The following is a 22,655-nucleotide window of genomic DNA, read 5'->3' on the forward strand; positions in this document are numbered from 1 at the left end:
ATTGAGTAGTTTAAACACGTAAAACAGGAGATTTTCAATGAAACTGGCATTATTTGGTGCAAATGGCATGGCTGGGAGTCGCATTGTTTCTGAAGCATTGATGCGGGGACATGATGTAACGGCGATCGTCCGGGATGCGTCGCGTTTTTCTATCTCTGGCGATCGCCTAAATGTGGTTGTGGGTAACGTTCTCGATGCTGGTAGTGTTGCTGAAATTGTCACAGGACATGATGCCGTCATCAGCGCCGCCGGGCCTGGTGTTGCTACTGCTAATGACCCGATTTTAGCTAGAGATATTGTAACAGCAGCTTATGCGCTGATTGACGGCTTATCTCGTGCGGGGATTAATCGCTTGGTTGTTGTTGGCGGTGCAGGTAGTCTCGAAATAACTCCGGGCGTTCAACTTGTCGATACTCCTGATTTTCCAGAACAGTATCGTGCGGCATCTCTTGCTCATCGGGAGGCACTTGGTGTTTACAAAACTGCTGATTTAGATTGGACTTTTATCAGTCCGGCGGCGGAATTTGAAGCAGGCGAACGGACGGGTAGATTTCGGTTGGGAGGCGATATGTTGGTTGTTGACGAACAGGGGAGGAGCCGGATTTCGGCTGAGGATTTTGCGATGGCCCTGATTGATGAAGTTGAGAGTCCTCAGTTTATTCGCCGTCGTATGACTGTTGCTTATTGAGGCACATTTTCGCATCGATATTTTAGAGCGAACCAGTCATAAGCCCCCTCAATCCACGCCACTTGCTAGACTCGATTTGAGATTTGAGATTTGAGATTGTGACCGCGGCTTCGGGGGCTTGTGACTAAATTGCTTTCGATCGTAAATTATGATAAAATGACTAACAATAGCTCCGATCGCCCTAAAATTATGTCGGAAACATTAATTGACATAGGTCTGCCCCCCGCATTTCCAGATCATACACAACTTCCTGAGTCTGACGGTACTTTCGTGAAAAATTTTCAGGAGCATCCTCAAAGCATAATTCTTACCGATGCCATCGGGCCTGTTTTGCAACGGCGACATCCCGACGGACGCTACTGCATCGGACAAGATTCTGGGATTTATTGGCGGGAAACTGAGCCACCGGAAAAAGGGGCAGAAGCTCCAGACTGGTTCTACGTGCCGAATGTTTCAGCAGGCCCGGAACAGGGAAAATATCGCCGTTCTTACGTGCTGTGGCGAGAACATTTAGCACCTTTAATTGCTTTGGAATTTGCCAGCGGAAATGGCAATGAAGAACGGGATGCCACTCCTCTGTTGATGACTGATGAAGGAGAGGTGCAAAAACCGGGTAAGTTTTGGGTTTACGAACAAATTATTCGGATTCCTTACTACGGCATTTATGAGATGAGCAACGATCGATTAGAAGTCTATCATTTGAGAGATTTTGCTTATCAAAAACTCGAACCTAATCAACGCGGTCACTATCCGATTGAACCATTAGAAATTGAGTTGGGACTCTGGCAGGGAAGTTATCAAAATCAAACGCAACTTTGGTTGCGGTGGTGGGATATTCACGGGAATTTGTTGTTAATTGGTGACGAAAGGGCTGAACTTGAAAAACTCAGAACTGAACAGGAACATCAACGTGCTGAACAGGAACATCAACGTGCTGAACAGGAGCGTCAGCGTGCTGAACGGGCGGAACAAAAAGCGGCGCGACTTGCAGAGCGGCTGCTAGCAATGGGTATTGATCCTGATGCAGATGATATTGGTTGAATCGGGCGATCGCAAGAAGTCAGAAGGCCCTTCGGCTTTGCGATCGGGTAAAAAGGCACTCTGTAGTTGGGACTGATGGTGAATTTGGGCCAGCAACAGACAAAGCTGTCAAGGAATTTCAGCAGAAGAAGGGTTTGAAGCCAGACGGAATTGTTGGAACTAGCACTCGCCAACAACTGGCTTGAGGTGTTCGCTATTGAGTTAACAAAATCTTGAACAGAAGATATGTTGCTGAATTGGCAGAGTTCTCAGAAGAGCTTGGACTTATGGATACAGAACTCTGCTGATGCAGCAATGCCCTGAATTACACAAAGACGCTGGAGCGATAAAGTAAAAATGGCTAACCAACTTGAGCAAACACCCAACATTTACGCCTTATTAATTGGCATTGACGGCTATAAGCCTAATCGATTGTACAAGAATCTTAAAGGAGCCGTGCGTGACATTAACCTTGTAGCGGACTACCTCCTGAAGACGCTGAGGATTCCCTCAGAACGGGTTTTTAAGCTGACTTCTCCGAATCCTGAAGTCGCTGAAACAATCGAAACCAAAGACCCGGAACCAACTTATGAAAATATTGTGGCGAACTTTAAGGCCATTACGGAGATAGCACAACCAGGAGAACAGGTTTACATCCACTACTCTGGGCATGGAGGACGGGCAACAACCATCTATCCAGAACTGAAGGGGGCTGACCAACCTGATGAAGGCATTGTGCCAATTGATGTTGGCGATGAAGGGGGTCGCTACCTGCGGGATGTAGAATTGGCGACGCTGTTGAAGCGGATGACAGAAAAAGGGTTGATTGTTACGGTTGTGTTGGATAGCTGCCACTCTGGAGGAGCAACTCGAGGCGACGATGTTGCAATTCGAGGAACTGGAGAAACCGACACGGCATCTCGAAACTTGGAAAGTTTGGTTGCTCCGCGTCAAGAGTTGGTTAAAAACTGGCAGGCCCTGACTGATGGAACCGTTGCAAGTATTACCCCAGGACGCTGGCTTCCTCAACCTAGAGATTACGTATTGCTAGCTGCTTGTCGTCCTAGTGAGTATGCCTACGAGTATGCGGTGAGTGGCAAGCAGCGGCATGGGGCACTGACGTACTGGATGATCGATACGTTGACCAGTAGCCCTTCAGGATTGACTTACAAGACATTGCACGATCGCATCGGTGCGAAGATTCAAAGCAAGTTCCCTCAGCAGATGCCTATGCTGTTGGGCGAGAGTGATCGCTTTGTCTTCGGAGTTGAGCGTGGCTCCTTACAATATGCCGTGAATGTGCTGGAGGTGATTGAGGAAGAGGTTACGGAGACAGACTCAGAAACGAAGAGAGTCGCCAAGAAAGTCCGGCTGGATGCGGGGATGGCAAATGGTCTCAGTTCAGGCGCTCGCTTTGCGATCTATGCGTTTGGCACGACAGATTTTACTCAGAAAAACAAGCAATTGGTAATCGTTGAGATTGCCGGAGTTGGTGCTTCGGATGCTTGGGCAGATGTAGTTGAGGTTCTGCGTCAGGACAAGATTGAGCAAGGTTCTCAGGCAGTGATGCTGTCAGCCCCTGTGGATCTAGTGCGTGGAGTACGACTTTTCAAAAAAGAGGTGGGTGAGAAAGAAAATGAACTGCCTCAAGATATTGCAGATAAGCAAGATGATCCACTGAAGGCAGTTGAAAAGGCACTCGCAGAAAATGGCTGGTTGAAACTGGCGGATGCACAACAGAAGGAAGATTATCAGGTTGCGGTTAACCAACACGGTGAATATGAAATTTGCGTTGGCACACCCATTGAAAACCTACTACCTGCCCTGAAGATTGAGGATTCTGATGCTCCGAAAAAGGTGGTGCAGCGTCTGGTACACTTGGCAAAATATCAGGCAATTCAAGAGTTGAGTAATCAATTTTCTGACTTGACTAATCAGTTAGAGGTGGAGTTGCTTACTCAGCCAAATTGGCGACCGGGAATGACTAAAAAACCACAGCCTTTTGCCGATACAAGTTATCTAGTGGTAAAATCTGGTGAAAATGCATTCTTGCGAATCAAAAATACTTCCTCTCAAGTTTTAAACGTTGCAGTGCTAGATCTCGAACCAAACTGGGCAGTTTCCCGCATCCAACTAGAAAGTCAGGAAAGAATTTTTTATCCGTTTAATCCCAATCAAGAGATTTTGCTGCCACTCAACTTTAAGCTACCGGATACTGCAAGATATTCTAAGGGAGGAGAAACTCTAAAAATTTTTGCCACTATTAGGCAGAATGATTTCCGTTGGCTGGAGTTGCCCTCCTTAGATCAGGAGATTGCAAAAAAGGCGGCAACATTCACCCGTGCAGATAATCCCCTTGGGAAGCTTCTAGCTGCGGTTGGTGCTGATGTTGATGAACTTCCAGAAGGATTCAGAGCCTCAGCAATCTTCGATCCCAGTCAGGAATGGACGACGAAGGAGATTCAGCTTAAGGTGGTACGATAGTTTTATGAATGGGGCTATTTAATAGCATGAAACAGAGTATTACTACAATCGCTTGCTTAGCCTCATTCTTAGTCTAGTTAATTATAAAACCATTATCCTCATGAAAATCCTATTCCTTGCTGCAAATCCTCCAGGAACTACCAAGCTCAAGTTGGATGAAGAATTAAAAAAGATAGATGATAGCTTGCAGCTCTCAAAGCTGCGCGATCAGTTTCAACTTGTATCGAAATGGGCAGTTGACTCAGACGCGTTACGGCGAGCATTGCTGAGAGAAGACCCAGATATTGTGCATTTTTCTGGGCATGGGGAAGGACAAGCAGGATTAGTGCTGGTTGGGCAGAAGGGGGAACCCAAGCCAGCAACTGCTGAGGCTCTATCGGAACTGTTCAAGCTATTTCCTAAAGTGAAGTGTGTGCTGCTCAATGCTTGCTATGCGGAGGTGCAGGCAAAAGCAATTGTTAAGCATATCGATTATGTTATCGGTATGAGGCAAGAGGTGCGAGATGATGCCGCGATCGCATTCGCTACGGGATTTTATGATGGATTGTACCATGGTAAGCCAATCGATGTTGCATTTCAATTTGGGCGGAGTGCGATTAACTTTGAGCTTGCCAATTCTTTCCCGAAAGGACGCAAAGCAACTCCTGTTGATCATGAGGGTGCTAAGGAGAAGTTTGAACCTCTTGCCGACCATCTTATTCCGGTTTTGCTGAGAAAGGAAACAAGTTGTCTAGAAAATCCAGGAGATTCTCCTGCACCTACTACTATTCAGATAGGCTCGCTTCCTGAGCAGCTGCGAACAGACCAAAACACAGGTAGGGTAGAGTCTATCAATCAATATCGAGACCGAGTCAAAAAATTTCTGGCCGATCGGGACCTAACGCCGATAGAAGAGTATCAGCTTGCTACTCTTGCCAAGGTAGGGGGACTCTCTGAGAAAGAGGCAAACATAATTCTACAAGAGGAGTTGGATCGAATTGAGCAAGCCAAGGAAAGCTACAGACAAATTCTCACCGAGACTCTTCAGAAAGGTTACTACCCATTTAATGAAACAATCCAAAAGCAATTAAAGGATCTGAAAGATAATTTAGAGTTGACAGATGGAGAAAGTGAGCAAATTTCTAGAATAGTCTTTGATTTATTAAGACTAGAACAAACAGTTGAAGAAAATCTGGTTGATGATCTAAGCTCTGAAAGAGGAATTGACTACACAAAACTGCAAAATCTCCTTAGCCAGGGAAGATGGGCAGAAGCAGATAAGGAAACAATGCAAGTATTGCTGAGTGTAGTAAACAGATCCCAACAAGGTTGGCTGAGGCTAGAAGATTGTGTTAGATTTCCCTGTCTTGATCTCTGTACAATTAATCAGCTTTGGGTGAAGTATAGCGCTGGACGCTTTAGCTTTGCGATTCAAAAACAAGCTTGGGAAACTGTAAGCCGCTCTGCCGAGAGTAAGCACATCATACGTGACTTCTGCCGAGCCTGTGGTTCTGCTCAGATAAGAAAGGGAGCTGTTGGGTGGTGGAGTGGAGACAAAATCCTCTGTATTGAGCAAATTTACGAACGTTTCAGTTGCATTGGTACTCCAGGGACATCTTCTAAAGAGTTTAGAGGCCTCCCTAAAGGTTTACTCCCTGCGCCTGCTCATTGGAATTGGCTTGAGACGGGAAGGCAAGCAAGCTGTCTTTCCGCTTTTTTTGCGCGGCTGGAAGATTGCAAACTGTAGCTTCCCGATATAGAACCCATTTGACATCTTTTCTTAAAAAATAAGGCGGATAAACAAGCCGTCTCACATAACTCAATAGCCACAAGACGAGCAATCATGTGGCGAGCGTGGTAAAAAAGCTGAAATCCATCTGGCATAAGGCTTACAGTAACAGCAATAGATCTCAAATGGGTTCTATATACCCCTCAAGTATCTCAGCCAAGCAAGATTTGCTTAAGATGCTTGTGAAAGTATATTTCCGGCAATAAAGAGAATAATGACAACAAGTACAATCCCTAACACTGGATTCTGAGTGAATAAAGCCATAATGAATGCCAATATACTCGGTGCGTTCTTTACGACATCATCTGCGTTGGTTTGAATGGCTTTAATAGCAGAAGATTGTGCATTTGCTGCTTCTAGCTTGAACAAGATAACGGAGAGAAAACTCACCAAAAACATTGGAGCAAAAAATTTGTGCTTCATAATATATAATCTCTTAAGGGAATAAGCAAAAGCTCTGAGGGTTCCATAAAATAATCTACACAAGAATAGCAGTGAATTCCGGATACTTTTCTAAATAAATTATTAAATTATCCTGTTACTGTAGAGATTTGTTATGTATGAATTAGCGGAATCTCTACTTTTCTAGAGTAGGACTGAAGTGTAGGGCAACTCAATCACTATTATAGAAATTTATAGAATGCGGCTTCATATGTCAAACTTTCAACATAGCTATGCCCTGGTCATTGGCATCAATGACTACGATAACGGCATCTCTCCACTCACAACTGCTGTCAGCGACGCGACCGAAATCGCTCGTATCCTCGAAAGCAAGCATCACTACACCGTTACCCTGCTCCTCGATCGCGCAGCTACCCTCAGTCAGCTTCGGCAGGTGCTAGAGACAGAACTGCCCAAACAAATTCAGGAGGGCGATCGCTTCCTCTTCTACTTCGCTGGACATGGGATTGCCCTCAACGGCGAGGATGGCCCCGAAGGCTATCTGGTTCCCCAAGATGCTCGCTTGGGCAATGTTAGCACTTACCTGCCCATGTCAGAAGTGAATAAAGCCTTGCTTCAACTTCCTTGTCGTCACTTTTTAGGTATTCTTGACTGTTGTTTTGCGGGTGCTTTTCGCTGGTCAAGTCTACGCAAAGCGATTCCTGTTGAACTGGGTACACTCCACAAAGAACGTTACGATCGCTTCATTCAAGACCCAGCATGGCAAGTTTTAACTTCGGCTTCCCACGATCAATCTGCATGGGATGCTTTTAACCTGAAAGACGATCGCGGACAAATCGGAAGCCATTCACCGTTTGCTTGTGCGTTGATAGAAGCACTTGAGGGTAAAGCCGATGCTTTTCCACCAGCAGAACCAGGTAAGCCTGCGGGGGATGGTGTAATTACGGCAACTGAACTCTATGTGTATTTGCGCGATCGGGTTGAAATTGCCACAGAAGCGCGGGCTATTCGTCAGACGCCAGGGATTCATTCCCTCAACAAACACGATAAAGGCGAGTATATTTTCCTGACACCAGGACACGCCCTAAATCTACCTCCAGCACCACCATTAGATGTTTCCAAAAATCCCTATCGCGGCTTGTTACCCTTTGAAGAGGAACACAACAAACTGTTTTTCGGTAGAAACGAACTAATAGAAAAGTTACAAAATTTTGTCAAAACTAATCATCTAACAGTGGTTTTAGGTGCTTCGGGTTCTGGTAAATCCAGTTTGGTAAAAGCCGGATTAATTCCTAAACTGCGGAAAGAAAAAACTGAAAAATGGTATTTTTTGCCACCCATCCGTCCTGGTAAGACTCCCTTGCAAGCTTTAAATAATGCTTTGAAACAAATTCAATTACCAGAGGTAGATCCACAAAATCCACAGCATAACCTGGTAATGAGCATTGATGTTTGGGCGAAAAAACACCCCAATTTTAAGTTATTACTGTTTGTTGACCAAAGCGAAGAAATTATTACACTCTGTCAAGATGAGGATGAGCGCAAGGAATTTTTCCAACAAATACTTCAAGCAATTAACGCCCATCGGGATAAATTACGGGTAGTGTTAAGCCTACGTTCTGACTTTGAACCCCAAGTCCGCGATGCTGGCTTACAGTTTATCCCCACAGGCTATAACGTAGGAAATACAGTGCTTAAAGGTCGTTGGCTCAACGGACGATTTATTGTCCCCGCGATGACACGAAAGGAATTGAGGGAAGCGATTGAGAAACCCGCCGAAACACGGGTAATGTATTTTCAACCTCACGATTTAGTAGAACAATTAATTAATGAAGTGGCGGATATGCCGGGAGCATTGCCTCTGCTTTCTTTTGCATTGAGCGAACTTTATCTGAAGTATTTAAAGCGACAATGGGATGCAGGAAACGAAGGGATAACAATTGACCGGGCGCTGACTCAAGCAGATTATCAAGAATTGGGAGGAGTCATCCTATCACTGACTCAAAGGGCTGATGAGGAATATCAGGCGTTAGTTCAAGAAAATCCAGCTTATAGCCAAGTTATTCGTGATGTGATGCTGCGGATGGTAGCCCTGGGCGGGGGTGAGTTAGCGCGTAGACAAGTCCCGTTATCGGAATTGGAATATCCGCCCGATCGAAATAGTTTAGTTAAAGAAGTAATTGAGCATTTTAGCACAGCCAGGTTGTTAGTGAAAGGGCAAGATGCAGAGGGGAATCCCTATGTGGAACCGGCCCATGATGCTTTGGTGCGGGGGTGGGAAAGGTTGCTGAGGTGGGTAAAAGAGGAGGAAGAGAGTTTAATTTTGCAACGGCGGTTGACACCTGCTGCGGTGGATTGGAAAAGCAAACAACAGCCACGGTTTCTTTGGAATGTTGACCCTTACTTGGATGTGTTGCAAAAAGAGGTACTTAGCTCACAAAACAACAACTGGTTGAACCAGTTAGAAACTGAGTTTGCGCGACAAAGTATTAAGCGAAGACGTAACAAAAGTATTACCCGTTGGAGCCTGGTAAATGCTGCATTTCTAGTATTGAGTAGTGTGGCTGGGATTGCAATTAATAATGCTATTGATGCCCAAAACAGATTACTTGAAGCTTCTACTGCTTTAACAGAAGAGCGTTTAGCCTCTAAGCATGAGTTAGAAGCCCTCATAGAAGGTATTAAAGCTGGAGAACGTCTGAAAAATATGTTTCCATTTGTGGTTAGGGAAGACACCAAGATGCGAGTCATCCTTGCTTTAAGGAAGATAGTTTACGATATGAGGGAGCGCAACCGCCTGGAGGGACATGGTGGGGCTGTTCAGAGTGTAGCTTTTAGCCCCGGTGGTGAGGTGATTGCTTCAGCAAGTGCCGACAGTACCATCAAATTGTGGCGGCGCGATGGTAGTATACTTCAAACCCTCACAAAGCATAAAGACGGGGTTTTTAGTGTCAGCTTTAGTCTCGATGGTCAAATTCTCATCTCCGCTAGCTCTGATAAAACCATAAATCTATGGCAGCGTCAGCATAATAACACTTTCACATTGCTCAGATCGATAACAGACAAAGAAGGAATTGCGGCTGTTAGTTTGAGTCCTGATAAACAAACTATCGCAACTGCTACAAATGCCACTGCCAGAGGAAAGTATACCGTAAAGCTTTGGTATTACAATGGCAAGCTACTCTCAACTTTTCCAGAACATAACGATCAAGTTAGGGATTTGAATTTTAGTCCAGATGGTCAAATTCTTGCTTCGGCAAGTTTGGATAAGACTATCAAACTCTGGAATGTAAAAAACTATAAGCTAGTCAATAATATAAAAGGTACTGAAAAATTCTTTGGAGTACGCTTTGTGGATAACCAGACAATTGCGGTGGCTAGCGCTGATCATACCGTGCAAATTTGGAATCTCAAAGGTCAACAAATCCGCACTTTGAAAGGTCATACCGATGATGTACTTTACTTGGATGTGAGTCGGGATGGCAAAACAATCGCTTCTACCAGTAGCGATCGTACAGTTAAAATTTGGAACCTAAAAGATGGCCAAAAACTGCAAAATATAGAAATTACTAACGGAACTATCAGTCAAGCTAGTTTTAGCCCAGACAGCAAAATGATTGCTTTAGCGAGTACAGATCAATCTGTATATATCTGGAGCCGCAATGGTATGGTATCACCGACAATTTTACAAGGTACTAGCCTTAGTTTCAGCCCAGACAGTCAGATAATTGTCTCAGGAAATAAGGATGGTACTGTGAAGTTATGGCATAGAGATGGCAAGTGGTGGCGGACTTTTAAAGCAGACAATCAGAAAATATTAAAGGTAAATTTTAGTCCTGATGGTAAAACAATTGCTTCTGTTAGTAAGGATCGAACACTAAAACTCTGGAACCTTAAGGGTGAATTAATTAACTCTCTCAAACAGGATAAAAATGGTGTTTTAGGTATGAGCTTTAGCCCCGATAGCAAAAAAATAGCCTTAGCCAATAGTGACAACACAGTGAAGCTTTGGGAACTAGATAAAAAGCTTACATTACTCAAAACTTTTGTGGGTCATAATAAAGAGGTTAAAAGCGTGAGCTTTAGTCCTGATGGCAAAACCATTGCCTCAGCTAGTGATGACAGAACAGTGAAGCTTTGGAGTTTGGATGGGAAATTAGTCAAAACTTTTCCAGGTCATGAAGATGCAGTTTTAGATGTCAATTTTAGTCCTAACGGTAAGATGCTTGCGACCGCTAGCAGCGACATGACTGTAAGAATTTGGGATATAAATAACCAATTAATTAAAAATATTAAGAATGACGACAAAAAAGGTTTTTCAAAAGCTAAGTTTAGTCCTATCGGTGAAAATTTAATTTCAGGAAGTAGTGATGGAGAGATTAAGCTTTGGAATTTAAATGGCACTCTGCTAGCAACTTTGCAAGGAGATAAGACTTATATATTTGATGTCAGTTTCAGTCAGGATGGTAAAATAATGGGTTCGGCTGTCTATCCAGAAAAAGTGATTCTTTGGAACTTGGATTTGGATGATTTACTCCAGCACAGTTGCAGTTGGCTGCATGACTATTTGAAGAATAAATCAAATGTTACTCCGATCAATATTTGCCACCAAAACTAACTAAACTCGCTAATTATGTAATCTGACAAAGAAAGATTTTTTGGGGAAATTTATAATTGAAACATTTTTTTACATAAAAAATAGTTTGATAATCATACTATCATGTTAGTGTGATATTGAAATTCACAAGTTCAGATCCAAAATTCAATTTTTAACGCATATGCCACTACCAATTTATTCCACACATGGGAACGATCCCAAATACCGAAGTGCTAGCGCTTTGTACGACGAGGCTAGGGCAATTGCTGATATCGATAAAACAACAGCTACAAAAAAATTTCGAGAAGCTTTGCGGCTCTTGGAAAGCTGTAATGAGACGGCAGGAGCCGAATTAGTGCGAGAGGAAATTAGAAAACTCGGAGGATAGATTGAGTGATTGTGACAATTAATTTTGATCCCAATCTCAAGAGCGATCGCCACCTATGCGACAATGTGCCAAAAGTAGTTGGAAAAGATAAAAGTTTTTAACGGCGTAGCAGCTATTCGTCAAATATGGGTAGATAAGTGCGATCGCCCAACAAAACCTCTGAGTACAAAAGTGCGATCGCCTCACAGAGTTTTTATGACACCCTAGACGCACGGGTGGTCAGAAACCGGGTTTTTTGCGAGAAGATGCGTTACAGCGCGCAGATTTGGTAAAAAACCCGGTTTCGAGGAGTCGGAGTGCGTCCAGGACTGTATTACCAATCTTTGTAAATAGCTCAGATTGCAGGTTTTACTAAACTTTTCTCCCAAGTCTCGCAAATTGCTTTAGCACCAGTATTTGCAATCTTTTTGATAATTAAAGTTGCAACAAGAGTAGCAACAGCAGGAGCTAACCCAACTCCATTGACTAAAACAGGAGCCAACATCCCAGCCGCTTTGGTATAGTTCTGATTGATTATTTCATCTAAAATCTTCTGAGTATCTGCATTGTCTCCTCCGAGGGGTTTGCACATAAGTTCGTAAGCTGAGGGGTTCACGCGATCGAACAACCGCTTACCCGCTTCTAGAAATCTTGGATCGATCGATGCTCTAGCCGCAATGCTCACATCAATAGATTCCAACGAAGCTGGGTCTACCCCTCTTGTTCCACGTCCAGCAACATCATCCTCTATAGCTTGTGCACGATCGCCTAGCTGAGCAGCCAATACATCATCATCCAAGTCCCACAAACTTGCCACAATGTCTTCAAATTCTGTCATTGCTTATCTCCAAACTTTAGTTAACAAGAGTATTTCTGATTATTGCTTTGTTGTAGAAACCGTATCAATTGCGATCGATCCTCTTCGAGGGCTCCGCTAACGGAGTCAATGGGGCTTTATTAATCTGTTTGCGATCGCACCACAACTTATTCCAGCAGACAATGATTCACCAGATTTTGGCCATCCGTAAGACAAATCCTGTTAACTCTGGATCGCCGCTCACTGTTTCGGGATTATCCAAGATTTCCGGTTCTCGATCGGGACGATAGATGTAAACTTTTCGGTTTTTGCGATCGATTAACAAGCCGAGTGATACACCGTTGTCAATATATTCTTGCATCTTGTTTTGCAATCCTTTGAGAGTATCGCTAGAAGACCGTAATTCAATCACAAAGTCTGGACAAATCGGTGCAAATGAGGCTTTTTGTTCCTCACTTAAGGCATTCCAGCGCTCTAGTTTAATCCACGAGGCATCGGGGGAGCGGGTTGCTCCATTGGGCAGGGTAAAGCCTGCACTGGAGTCAAACGTTTCACCTGTGCCATCTTTTTCTGCCCAGTTCCCCAGTTGTAGGGCAATCTTACCATTTCGATTACCTGTATCTGAAAAGGCTGGTGACATAATGATAACTTCCCCGTTGGCGGTACGTTCGATTCTCAAATCGCGATTGGCTAGACAGAATTCATAGAACTGTTCAACAGTCATTGGTTCGATCGCAGGGAGATCGATCGTCAATGGGACGCTTTGGGTTGGAATTAGCAGGGTTGTCATGGTTTTTCCTCAATTGGTGTAGGTGTGAATTAGTGACAGAATACCTGAACTTTTTTGGATCGCAGTGGGTGGCCAGAAACCGGGTTTTTTCGAGAATACTGGTTATAGTCTTTAATACTGATAAAAACCCGGTTTCTTGGATGGTAGCGCGTAATTCCTATTTAGCTTACTTGACAAATTGAGGCATGATTTCAGCGGCGGTGAATAAGCCAGAAATGCCTTTTCTTTGCAGCATTACACCAGCTTTCAGATAACCGAATGCGGGGCCGCAAACGTTGGCTGCCATGCTGGTTTCGTCGCCTAATGTAAAGGTGTGAGTCGAGATTTTGCCCTCGAAGGTGCGGCCGGTAATTTGGACGTTGGTGCTCAAAGGTTTTTTGGAATTTCGGGTATCGACGATGCCGCCGACTGTGACTCGATCGCGATCGCAAATTCCAGCCAATTCCAACATAATATCATCAGCGTGTTCCATATTTTCCAGCTTCAATAAACCGTCGGTGCTATCTAACAGCGCTTCAACTTCTGCATCAGTCATAGCTTGGGCTTTTGGTACATCATAACCGGGCAAATGTGCGATGTCTTCGCGAATGGTGGCTCGATAAGCTTCCCAATTGGCAATTCCGACTCCAAAGGTGATTTTAACGCTGTGAACTTCTGCGTAACTTTGAGCTGCTAATGCTGCTGCTGCTGTGAGTAACCCAGGTGTAGCACCGCAGCCTGTCATGTAGGTGATTCCTGCTGCTTGGAGTTCGTCTTTGAGGGCGAGAATTTGTTCGACGGCGCTGGTGCGTTTGATGGCATCTACTAATACTCCTTTCCAGCCGGATTCGATAAATTGTCTGGCTACCGATGCCATGAATGTGTTGGGAAGATTTGGTAATGCGAGGAAATAGCCGTCTACTCCTTGGGCTGTTTGGATGAGTTCTTGAATGCTGCGATCGCACAAAATTCCCGCTGGTTCCAAATAACCTAAAGAACCTTGAGATTTATAAATTGCCTCGCACTCTTTGGAATTCAAGCCTTCTGCGGCGTAAGCGTAACCTTTTTGGTCTGCGGCGGCAACCCAGAGCATTTCTCGTTTGGGAGCGAGTAAACGGGCGGCTGCTTGGCCGAGTCCGCCATAACCCAAGACACCTACTCGAATTGGTTGGTTAATTAAATCTGTAGCTTTTTTTGTATTCATGGGACTTTCTTGATATTGGACAGTTTTCCATTATCGGTCAATTGGGGACGGGTGAGAAGGGAATAATCAAATAATGTGGCTTATGGTGCGATCGCGAAAGCCTGTTTAACTTCCGATCGCAGTAAGTAGTAAATTGTAGCGATCGCAAAACCCAGAGTCAAAAAGTTGACCGCAGTACCACCACTACCAAACATTTTCGCCACCTGTGCAAGGGTAGCAATTACATGGACAATTAATGTTCCTGTCCAAGCCCAAGTTTTGAGTTGAAACAAACCCCAAGTTAAAACTAAAGAAATAACTCCTAAAATCAGACTAATCGCGGCAAATATGGCAATAACCCCCCCGATGACAGTGCCCACTTTCGCGCCACCAACAACAGCACCGAGGCCACCAAAAATTCCCGCAAAAAATAAGATAAATAAGCCATCAAGCAGACTAAAAACAGCACTGATTAGCTGTAAAATTGCCAGAATAGTAACACTTTGAGGACGAGTCATTTTTTTATGTTCCCTTGTTAAGTAGATGCGATCGGGCAACCCTCAAGACGGTTGATATATTTGTCATACTGACCGACACCTAGTGTAGCCAAGTATCTGCGAGATTTTTCACTCTCCTGAACCTTGTCAAGGATCGGAATGACAGAATTATAGAACCTCCTTGGGGGTTGGTATAAATATTTTAACCTGTTAAGTGGTTATGCGGATATAGTGTGTCGGGGCATGGGGGATGGCCATCAAGGGTTTCTTAAGGGATGAAAATATTTATTTTATGGCTTTTTTCTGCTGTTTTCTTCTTTTTGCTCTCACTTTCTTGTAATCCCGTGAGTTTAGCTTTCTTGGTCACAGCAGGCGGAAAGCAAAATATTTATAAAAAAATGCAATATAGCTCTAAAATTCACCTATAATGCTAACGGTCTAGATAAAAATTCAACCAAAAATCAAGTACATCATATTCATATATCAGTTCTGACTTTCAATTTCAGGGTTAGAAGCATCTGCAAACGAATTGAATTGCTGTTAAAGCAAGTCGAAGACTAAGCTGAGAATCAGGGAATCATAAGTATCACTTATTTTTTCCGTGAAACTGCTTGGCGAGTTTCGGCGACACATCGGCATTTTAAATCCTGCGTATTTTGCTCACAGCCAAAATTAAGGCTATTTTTTTTGTGTGTTGTCAATTTATCAGGGGAATATAAACAATGTCGATTTTAGATATTAGTAATTTTAAAAATACATACAGTCACCAAGACTCGGTTAACTTTGCAGCCCCCGATGATACTTATAAATTTAAGATTACGGAACCGAGCAATCTGAACATATCATTTTCTGGTTTAAGCGCTCCTATAAACTGGCTACTAAAAGATAGCAATGACAGGATTTTATCCATAACACAACTAGACCCCCTCGCTCCTAAAGTCATCAATTTTGGCAATTTAGGAATAGGCAACTATTCTTTAGAAGTTCAACAAGCAGGTAGTGATACCAATTATAAGCTAACCATTGACTCTCTGACCGGTTCACCTTTTGAATCAGGTTTTTTTGATGTTCATCCACAAGGGGAAGTAGGTTTTGATTTGCTGCTGGATGGTGGCACATTCCAAGGTGAAATTGGGATGTTCAGCTTGGAGGGACTGGGAGCATTTAATCCTGATTCGGTCGAGTTTATTAAGGAAACCAGTCGGCGAATTATCAGCAATTCTTATTTTGGTCATGTGGTAATTTCTGACTTCAATCAAGGAGCTAAGTTTGATGCGGTTTTACCCTGGGAAGCTAACCAGAATTCTGGAGAATATAAAGGTGTTCAATACTTTACGATGAGACCGGGGGATAAATTTGGGCTGATGCTGGTTCCGAATGGGACGGTACAAGAAGTGTTTAATAATCCCAGTATCGGTAGTACGAAACGTCCTTTGTTTTCGCTGGCTAAAGCTAATCCATCTGAGGCTTTTCATATAGGTCAAATAGCAGATGTGAATGAAAAGGGCAATGTGTTTGTCATGGAAGATTTACGGGTGGATTTAGGGAGCGATCGCGATTATAATGATACGATTTTTCAAATCACGAATGCGACAGGAAAGGCGATCGCACTCGATCAGGTGATCGAGCCTACACTTGATTGGCGACCGAAATTGCCAGATGTAGTGAAATACATTAACGACCAAGTTAATATAGTACCTAAAAATACAGCACCTACTTCCTTACAATTCAATGTCAAAGATATTTACAATCCCAAGGATATAGTTAGTTTGACTGGCGCTAAAGTATATGATGCGGAAGGAGTTAGTGACCTCAAGCAAGTAAGTTTTTGGCTCAATAAAGATAAGAATAATTGGCAAAAGCTAGGCAATGATGCTGTAAATTTTACAGCGGATAGTGCTGGGTTTGCAAGTTTTGACTACTCGCTCAATAGCTTAGGAATTGGTGATTATCAATTGACTGCGATCGCCTATGATAAAACAGGTGATTCTAGCACTGTGGTGACTAAAGAATTTACAGTCAAAAATCCTGAAGTGGTGGTTCCGCCAACACCAACACCGACAATAACTCCAACGCCAACACCGACAATAACGCCAACACCAACGCCAACACCGACACCGACAATAACTCCAACACCGACACCGACAATAACTCCAACTCCAACACCAACACCGACTCCAACGCCTACTCCAACGCCTACTCCAACGCCTACTCCAACGCCTACTCCAACGCCTACTCCAACGCCGATACCAGTAAATACAGCACCAAAAGACTTGCAATTTGAGAGTTCAAGTACATACACGGTGGGAGACAACATTAGCTTTACGGGTGGTAAAGTTTACGATGCTGATGGTGTTGATAACCTGAAAAGTGTAGAATTTTCGGTGCAAAAGGAAGGCGGTGCATTGATTAAGGTTGGTAATGCTGTAACTTTCGTGGCTGATGGCCTTGGATGGGGAAATTTTAGCTATTCTTTGCCGGATTTGAGTGTAGGGAAGTATGAGGTAAAGGCGATCGCCTATGATAAAGAAGGGGCTACCAGCAATACGGTAGTCAAAAGTTTGACTGTCAAGGAAGCTATCCCGACTCCGACAATAACTCCAACTCCAACTCCGACACCAACACCAACTCCAACTCCGACAATAACTCCAACTCCAACTCCAACTCCAACTCCGACAATAACTCCAACTCCAACTCCGACAATAACTCCAACTCCAACTCCAACTCCAACTCCAACAATAACTCCAACTCCAACTCCGACAATAACTCCAACGCCAACACCAACGAATACAGCGCCAAGAGATTTACAATTTAGAACTTTACCCCTTTATACCAAGGGTGAAAAAATTAGTTTTAGTGGCGCTAAGGTTTTTGACGATCAAGGAGTCGGCGATATTGCTAAAGTCGATTTTTGGTTCCAAAAAGAAGGTGGTGAGAAAATTGAAATTGCTAATGATGTTACTCAATTCACCAGTGATAGCGATGGGTTTGGTAGATTCAATTTTAGTGATAATTTGACCAGTTTAGCACCGGGGCGCTATCAATTATCTGCGATCGCCTATGATAAATCCGGTGGTGCTAGCCCAGTATCGAGTCAAAAGTTTGCGCTGATTAGCGATCCGGGTGAAGATGGGTTGTCTGATGAAGTCAGATTGGCGATCGTTGGTGCTGCAAATCTCGACAGCTACCCGCCAGAAGCTTTAGCAGAAACAAAGGAGTGGGTGGTTTGGGTGACACCTGGACAGTCTTCACAGCAGTTAGCAGCTAGTATTGGTGCGATCGATCTGGGAGATACCGGCCACATTCCCAATACTTTTATCTGGGAATTTCCAAAGGAAATCGCTCCGAAAGATGTGGCGGCTCAGCTAGCAACAATCGGAGGAGTAGAATATGCTTACCCGCAGGTGCCAGTTAGCTTAAGGTTGTTGTACGAACCGAAGGACACCTTATACAAAGAGCAATGGAATTTACAGAATGCGAAAGTCCCCGCAACTTGGGATGTAATTAATCCTGCAAGTTCTCAAACAGTGCGAGGGAGGGGCGTAACTATTGGGATTGTTGATGATGGTTTGGAATACAATCACCGAGACTTAACAAATCGGTATAACCGGAATTTGAGTTGGGATTTTACTGATAAAGATAGCGATCCATCGCCAACATCCACAACTAGCTTTACAGCGAATCTGTCACAACCAATAGTAAATGGTTGGAGTAGTATAGCCTTCTCTATGCCTGTGAATTTGACAGGGATGGTGACAGGTGTTAATGCTAGCTTCGATTTAGTTCAATCTCTGCCAGCTAATTTACCAAAGCCAGAAGAGTTGCAAGTATTTCTGTACAGTCCTAATGAAGATGCGTTCGGCCCTTTCTATCGGCGTGCTGGTTCTTCTGTAGGATTATGGTGGCCGGGGATGGATGATTTGAAATTCTTGCAAAAGGCAAAAATTAATTTTAACAAAGATAGCTTTCAAAGCTTCAATCTGAATCAATTTTATGGGAGTTATGCGGGTGGGAATTGGCAACTAGAAATTAAGAATCCCAATCCAGATGAGTATGATGCGGACGAAATGCGCCAACTTAGTCAAGAACTTTTGAAACGTTGGACATTACAAATTAAAACTGCTAACCCTCACGGAACTGCTGTTGCTGGCATTGCAGCAGCGACTGAAAATGACAAAGGTATAGTTGGTGTGGCTCCTGAAGCGAAATTAGCAGGACTGCGACTATTTGGTAACACCGATCCACTCAATTATAAGGTTGACCCCTTGGGAAAACAGGTTGCTGATGCTTTGTTCGATCCTCAGACACAACCGGGACAATCTAATCGCAATCAGTCGATCGATATTTTCAATAATAGTTGGGGCCCTCTATACATGAGCCGGCAACCTTTAGCTTTGCAAGCCTTGCAAACTGGAGTTACCAAAGGTCGAAATGGGCTGGGAAATACCTATGTATTTGCTGGTGGCAATGAAGGGAACTTCAACGGGAATGTCAATTATAATAGTTTTGCTAGTTCCCGTAATGCGATCGCCGTAGGTGCGATCGATAAAGCAGGAAATCACGTCACTTACAGTACACCAGGATCGGCAATTTTCATTTCCGCATCCTCCGATAATGGAGCTCCCAATAACCCAGAAGGGATTACCACCACAGATATTTTTGAAAATGGCTCTGGTGGCTATGCTAACGATTTTGGCGGGACTTCTGCCGCTGCACCTTTAGTTTCTGGAGCGATCGCTTTGATGCTAGAGGCTAATCCTAAACTAACCATGCGCGATGAGCAGCACATTTTGGCCAAGACAGCTCAAAAAAATGACCTCAATGGCAAAGATGGGGAAGGGAAACCCAAATGGGAGCAGAATAAAGCAGGATTTTGGGTGAGTTATGAACAAGGCTTTGGAGGGATTGATGCGGCTGCTGCGGTGAAAGCTGCGGTTAATTGGACACCAGTCGGTAAGCAAGTTTCAGTGACTTCTGATTTGCAGAATGTGATGACAGCGATTCCTGATGGTAACAAAACGGGAATAGAAGCGAAGACGACGATTTCCAAGAATATTATTCTTGAAACAGCAGAAGTAATTCTTGATGCAACCCATCCAGACTGGGGTGATTTCACAGTAAAACTCATTGCACCAGATGGCACTGAATCAGTGTTAGCAAATACCATACCTGAAATCCCAAATTCCAACAACAGCGATAAGATTGTACCTGATTCAAAAGAGTGGAAGTTTATCTCGATCCGACACTGGGGTGAGTTATCAAAGGGTGAATGGAAGTTGCAAGTTAGCGATCGCAATGGCAACCAATTAAAAGGAGAGTGGAATACTTGGAAGCTGAATCTTTACGGATTGGAACTAGACGAGTCTCCCAATGTTGTTACCAATACCAAAGACAGCGGACCTGGGAGTTTACGGGCAGTTTTAAATTGGGCTAATAGCAGCCCTGGGAAGGATACAGTTATCTTCAAGATTCCGAACACAGATCCGGGCTACAATACCAGCACCAATGCTTTTACCATTCGACCACTATCACCACTGCCACAGATTACCGATTCAGCGATTATTGATGGCACTACTCAGCCTGGATTTTCAAATCGTCCAGTGATTGAATTAGATGGCAGTAATGCTGGCATAGTGGATGGTTTATACATCTCTGCTGGCAACAGTACAGTCAGAGGATTAACCATTAATCGTTTTGGTATTGATGGTATCCGATTGACTGGTAATGGTGGCAACATCATTGAAAAAAACTTCATTGGTACTGATGTAACTGGTACTCAAGATTTTGGCAACGGCTTTAGTGGCATATCAGTTTGGACACCGAATAATATTATTGGTGGTAAAACGGTTAAAGCACGTAACATCATATCTGGGAATGATAATGATGGTGTTTACATTAACGGATCGAATGCCAATAGCAATTTGATTCAAGGTAACTATCTCGGTAGTGATGTCACTGGCAGTAAAGATTTGGGCAATAGATATAGCGGTGTTGCTATTTGGAATGCAAGTAATAACACGGTTGGCGGGACAACGATTGAGGCTGGAAACCTGATATTTGGCAACGGTAAAGATGGCATCTTTATTAATGGTTCTGGTTCCACTGGCAATGCTGTTTTATCTAATTCCATTTCTACGAATGATAAATTTGGAATTGATTTGGGAGATAATGGATTGATACTGAATGATTTAGGAGATGGCGACACAGGTTCTAACAATTTACAAAATTTTCCACAGTTGAGTTCAGCTATCTCTAGCAGTGGGAATACGAGTATTAAAGGGAAGATAAATAGCACTCCCAATACTACATTCAGAGTAGAGTTCTTCTCTAACCAAGTTTTAGATAACCCTGGTGTTGGCAATAATGGTTTGAATGGCGACGGTTATGGTGAGGGAGAGAAGTTCCTGGGATTCCAGAATGTGACGACAGATGGCAGTGGTAATGCGACTGTTGAGATTAAGTTACCAGTGGCAGTGCCAATTGGTCAATTTATTACTGCTACGGCTACCGATCCGAAGAATAACACTTCGGAGTTTTCTCAGAGCCTTGAAGTTAAAGGAAATTCCGATCCCAAGCTTGAGTGGGTACGCCAGACTGGTACTCCGCTTCAGGAGATGGGTAGGGATATTGCTACTGATGGTGCTGGAAATGTTTATATGGTTGGTTTGACAGGGGATGGAGATCCAAATACGGGTAACTGGGATACTTTATTCACCAAGTATGACAGTAATGGCAACAAACTTTGGCAGAAATCTTTAGGTGACAGTTCAACAGATGGTAGTTATGGAGTCAAGATTGATACAGCCAATAATATCTATGTTGTGGGATACACTAGCAGCTATGATGCTTACATCAATAAGTATGACAGCAACGGTAATGAAATATGGAAACGAGTATTCAGTAGTATAAATACAGACTTCCAATTGGGAGACTACGCTACGGGAGTAGGGATTGACAGTGCAGCTAATACCTATGTTGCTGGCAATACCTGGGGTTCCTTCGATATTTCAAAAGCGTATTCAAAAATACCAAATCAAGACGCATTTATCGCTAAATATGACACTAATGGTAATCAGGTTTGGGTAAAAGATTTTGGCACAAGTCAAGAAGAAAATGTGCGGGCAGTTACTACTGACAATGCTGGTAATAGCTATATTGTAGGAAATACTAAGGGGAGTTTAGGAGTTCCTGTGGATGGAACAGATGCCTTCATCGCTAAATATGATACTAATGGCAACCAAGTTTGGTTGCGTCAGTTTGGTACATTAGCCTCCGATGCCGCCTATGGAGTAGCTCTTGATAATGCTGGTAATGTTTATCTCACTGGAAGTACAAGGGGTTCTCTAAATGCTAGTAACAATACTGGTGGCGCAGATACTTTTGTGGTCAAGTATGATAGCAACGGCAATCTGATTTGGCAAAACCAATTTGGTACGGTTGCCAATGAAAATGCTGCCGGAATAGGTGTAGACAAAAATGGTGATATATATGTTTCTGGTCACACTCAAGGTTCTTTAGATGGCAGCACTAATGCAGGAAACTATGATATCTTTGTAACCAAGTTGGATAGCAATGGAGTTCGTTCGTGGAGTCAACAGGTAGGTACTGCTGGTGAAGATCTTGCATATAAGCTAGTCATTGATAATGCTAACAACATCTACATAACTGGTAGTGTTAGCGGTTCTTTGGAAGGTCAAGCTTATGCAGGTTCTACTGATGCTGTTCTACTGAAATATAAGATTGGTTAAATAATAGTTAATCCGTAGGGTGCGTCGCCACCTATACTTCAGCATATATCCAAGATATCGCAGCGACGCACCCTACAGTGGACGGGGAGGGTAGGCACGGGGGCACTACCCCTACAAAACGATGATTTGTCATAATTAATCCGGCGATGATGATATCTTCAGCTCGTTGTGTTGTAAGATTATTAGGACTTGCGTATAAATACTAAAGAAACCGGGTTTTTCACCAGTCTTAAAGGTTGGGTGCAGTATTTTTGTAAAAAAACCCGGTTTCTGCCTGGATTTTCATCGATCGCCCTTTTTTACATCGTGCATCCC

The 22,655-nt window shown here is 43.5% G+C and carries 14 protein-coding genes; 9 read left to right on the plus strand and 5 right to left on the minus strand.

Features of this window, described 5'->3' with window-relative positions:
* Positions 1 to 37: 37 nt before the first annotated feature.
* From AAFP11_RS05080 to AAFP11_RS05100, 5 genes are all read left to right on the plus strand, one after another.
* Entirely contained in the window at positions 38 to 688 is a 651-nt protein-coding gene (locus AAFP11_RS05080) for an NAD(P)-dependent oxidoreductase (protein WP_341736036.1), read from the plus strand.
* 189 nt (positions 689 to 877) lie between these two features.
* Entirely contained in the window at positions 878 to 1,729 is an 852-nt protein-coding gene (locus AAFP11_RS05085; protein ID WP_341736114.1) for a Uma2 family endonuclease, read from the plus strand.
* Positions 1,726 to 1,914, plus strand: coding sequence for a peptidoglycan-binding domain-containing protein (locus tag AAFP11_RS05090; RefSeq protein ID WP_341736037.1), 189 nt, complete (start codon positions 1,726 to 1,728; stop codon positions 1,912 to 1,914). Before AAFP11_RS05085 ends, AAFP11_RS05090 begins: the two co-directional genes overlap by 4 nt.
* 151 nt (positions 1,915 to 2,065) lie before the next feature.
* The gene (locus tag AAFP11_RS05095; RefSeq protein WP_341736038.1) at positions 2,066 to 4,192 is read left to right on the plus strand and encodes a caspase family protein; all 2,127 of its coding nucleotides are present in this window, start codon (positions 2,066 to 2,068) and stop codon (positions 4,190 to 4,192) included.
* A gap of 52 nt (positions 4,193 to 4,244) precedes the next feature.
* Positions 4,245 to 5,918, plus strand: a complete 1,674-nt coding sequence (locus tag AAFP11_RS05100; protein WP_341736039.1) for a GUN4 domain-containing protein — start codon at positions 4,245 to 4,247, stop codon at positions 5,916 to 5,918.
* A gap of 213 nt (positions 5,919 to 6,131) precedes the next feature.
* Here the strand turns inward: AAFP11_RS05100 and AAFP11_RS05105 are convergent, their stop codons facing one another.
* Positions 6,132 to 6,383, minus strand: coding sequence for a hypothetical protein (locus AAFP11_RS05105; protein ID WP_341736040.1), 252 nt, complete (start codon positions 6,381 to 6,383; stop codon positions 6,132 to 6,134).
* Between the two features lie 229 nt (positions 6,384 to 6,612).
* Between AAFP11_RS05105 and AAFP11_RS05110 the strand changes: the two genes are divergently transcribed.
* The 3 genes from AAFP11_RS05110 (at position 6,613) to AAFP11_RS05120 (ending at position 11,554) form a co-directional block, all read left to right on the plus strand.
* On the plus strand, positions 6,613 to 10,980 hold the full coding sequence (locus AAFP11_RS05110) for a caspase family protein (protein WP_341736041.1): 4,368 nt from the start codon (positions 6,613 to 6,615) through the stop codon (positions 10,978 to 10,980).
* Between the two features lie 160 nt (positions 10,981 to 11,140).
* Positions 11,141 to 11,347 (plus strand): hypothetical protein, encoded by a 207-nt coding sequence (locus AAFP11_RS05115; protein WP_341736042.1) that lies wholly within the window; start codon positions 11,141 to 11,143, stop codon positions 11,345 to 11,347.
* A 78-nt stretch (positions 11,348 to 11,425) separates the two neighbouring features.
* The gene (locus AAFP11_RS05120; protein ID WP_341736043.1) at positions 11,426 to 11,554 is read left to right on the plus strand and encodes a hypothetical protein; all 129 of its coding nucleotides are present in this window, start codon (positions 11,426 to 11,428) and stop codon (positions 11,552 to 11,554) included.
* A gap of 127 nt (positions 11,555 to 11,681) precedes the next feature.
* Here the strand turns inward: AAFP11_RS05120 and AAFP11_RS05125 are convergent, their stop codons facing one another.
* The 4 genes from AAFP11_RS05125 to AAFP11_RS05140 form a co-directional block, all read right to left on the minus strand.
* A complete protein-coding gene (locus AAFP11_RS05125; RefSeq protein ID WP_341736044.1) occupies positions 11,682 to 12,164 on the minus strand; it encodes a hypothetical protein in 483 nt (160 codons plus the stop codon).
* 166 nt (positions 12,165 to 12,330) lie between these two features.
* Positions 12,331 to 12,933: a Uma2 family endonuclease gene (locus AAFP11_RS05130; protein WP_341736045.1), complete on the minus strand. Its 603-nt coding sequence runs from the start codon at positions 12,931 to 12,933 to the stop codon at positions 12,331 to 12,333.
* Positions 12,934 to 13,099: 166 nt separating this feature from the next.
* Complete coding sequence (locus AAFP11_RS05135) at positions 13,100 to 14,116, minus strand: saccharopine dehydrogenase-like oxidoreductase (RefSeq protein WP_341736046.1); 1,017 nt, start codon at positions 14,114 to 14,116, stop codon at positions 13,100 to 13,102.
* Between the two features lie 80 nt (positions 14,117 to 14,196).
* Positions 14,197 to 14,613 (minus strand): hypothetical protein, encoded by a 417-nt coding sequence (locus AAFP11_RS05140; protein WP_341731938.1) that lies wholly within the window; start codon positions 14,611 to 14,613, stop codon positions 14,197 to 14,199.
* A gap of 701 nt (positions 14,614 to 15,314) precedes the next feature.
* Between AAFP11_RS05140 and AAFP11_RS05145 the strand changes: the two genes are divergently transcribed.
* Positions 15,315 to 22,340 (plus strand): S8 family serine peptidase, encoded by a 7,026-nt coding sequence (locus tag AAFP11_RS05145; RefSeq protein ID WP_341736047.1) that lies wholly within the window; start codon positions 15,315 to 15,317, stop codon positions 22,338 to 22,340.
* Positions 22,341 to 22,655 lie beyond the last annotated feature (315 nt).

It is taken from the genome of Microcoleus sp. CAWBG640, from assembly GCF_020883015.1.
GTDB classification, from domain to species: domain Bacteria; phylum Cyanobacteriota; class Cyanobacteriia; order Cyanobacteriales; family Microcoleaceae; genus Microcoleus; species Microcoleus anatoxicus.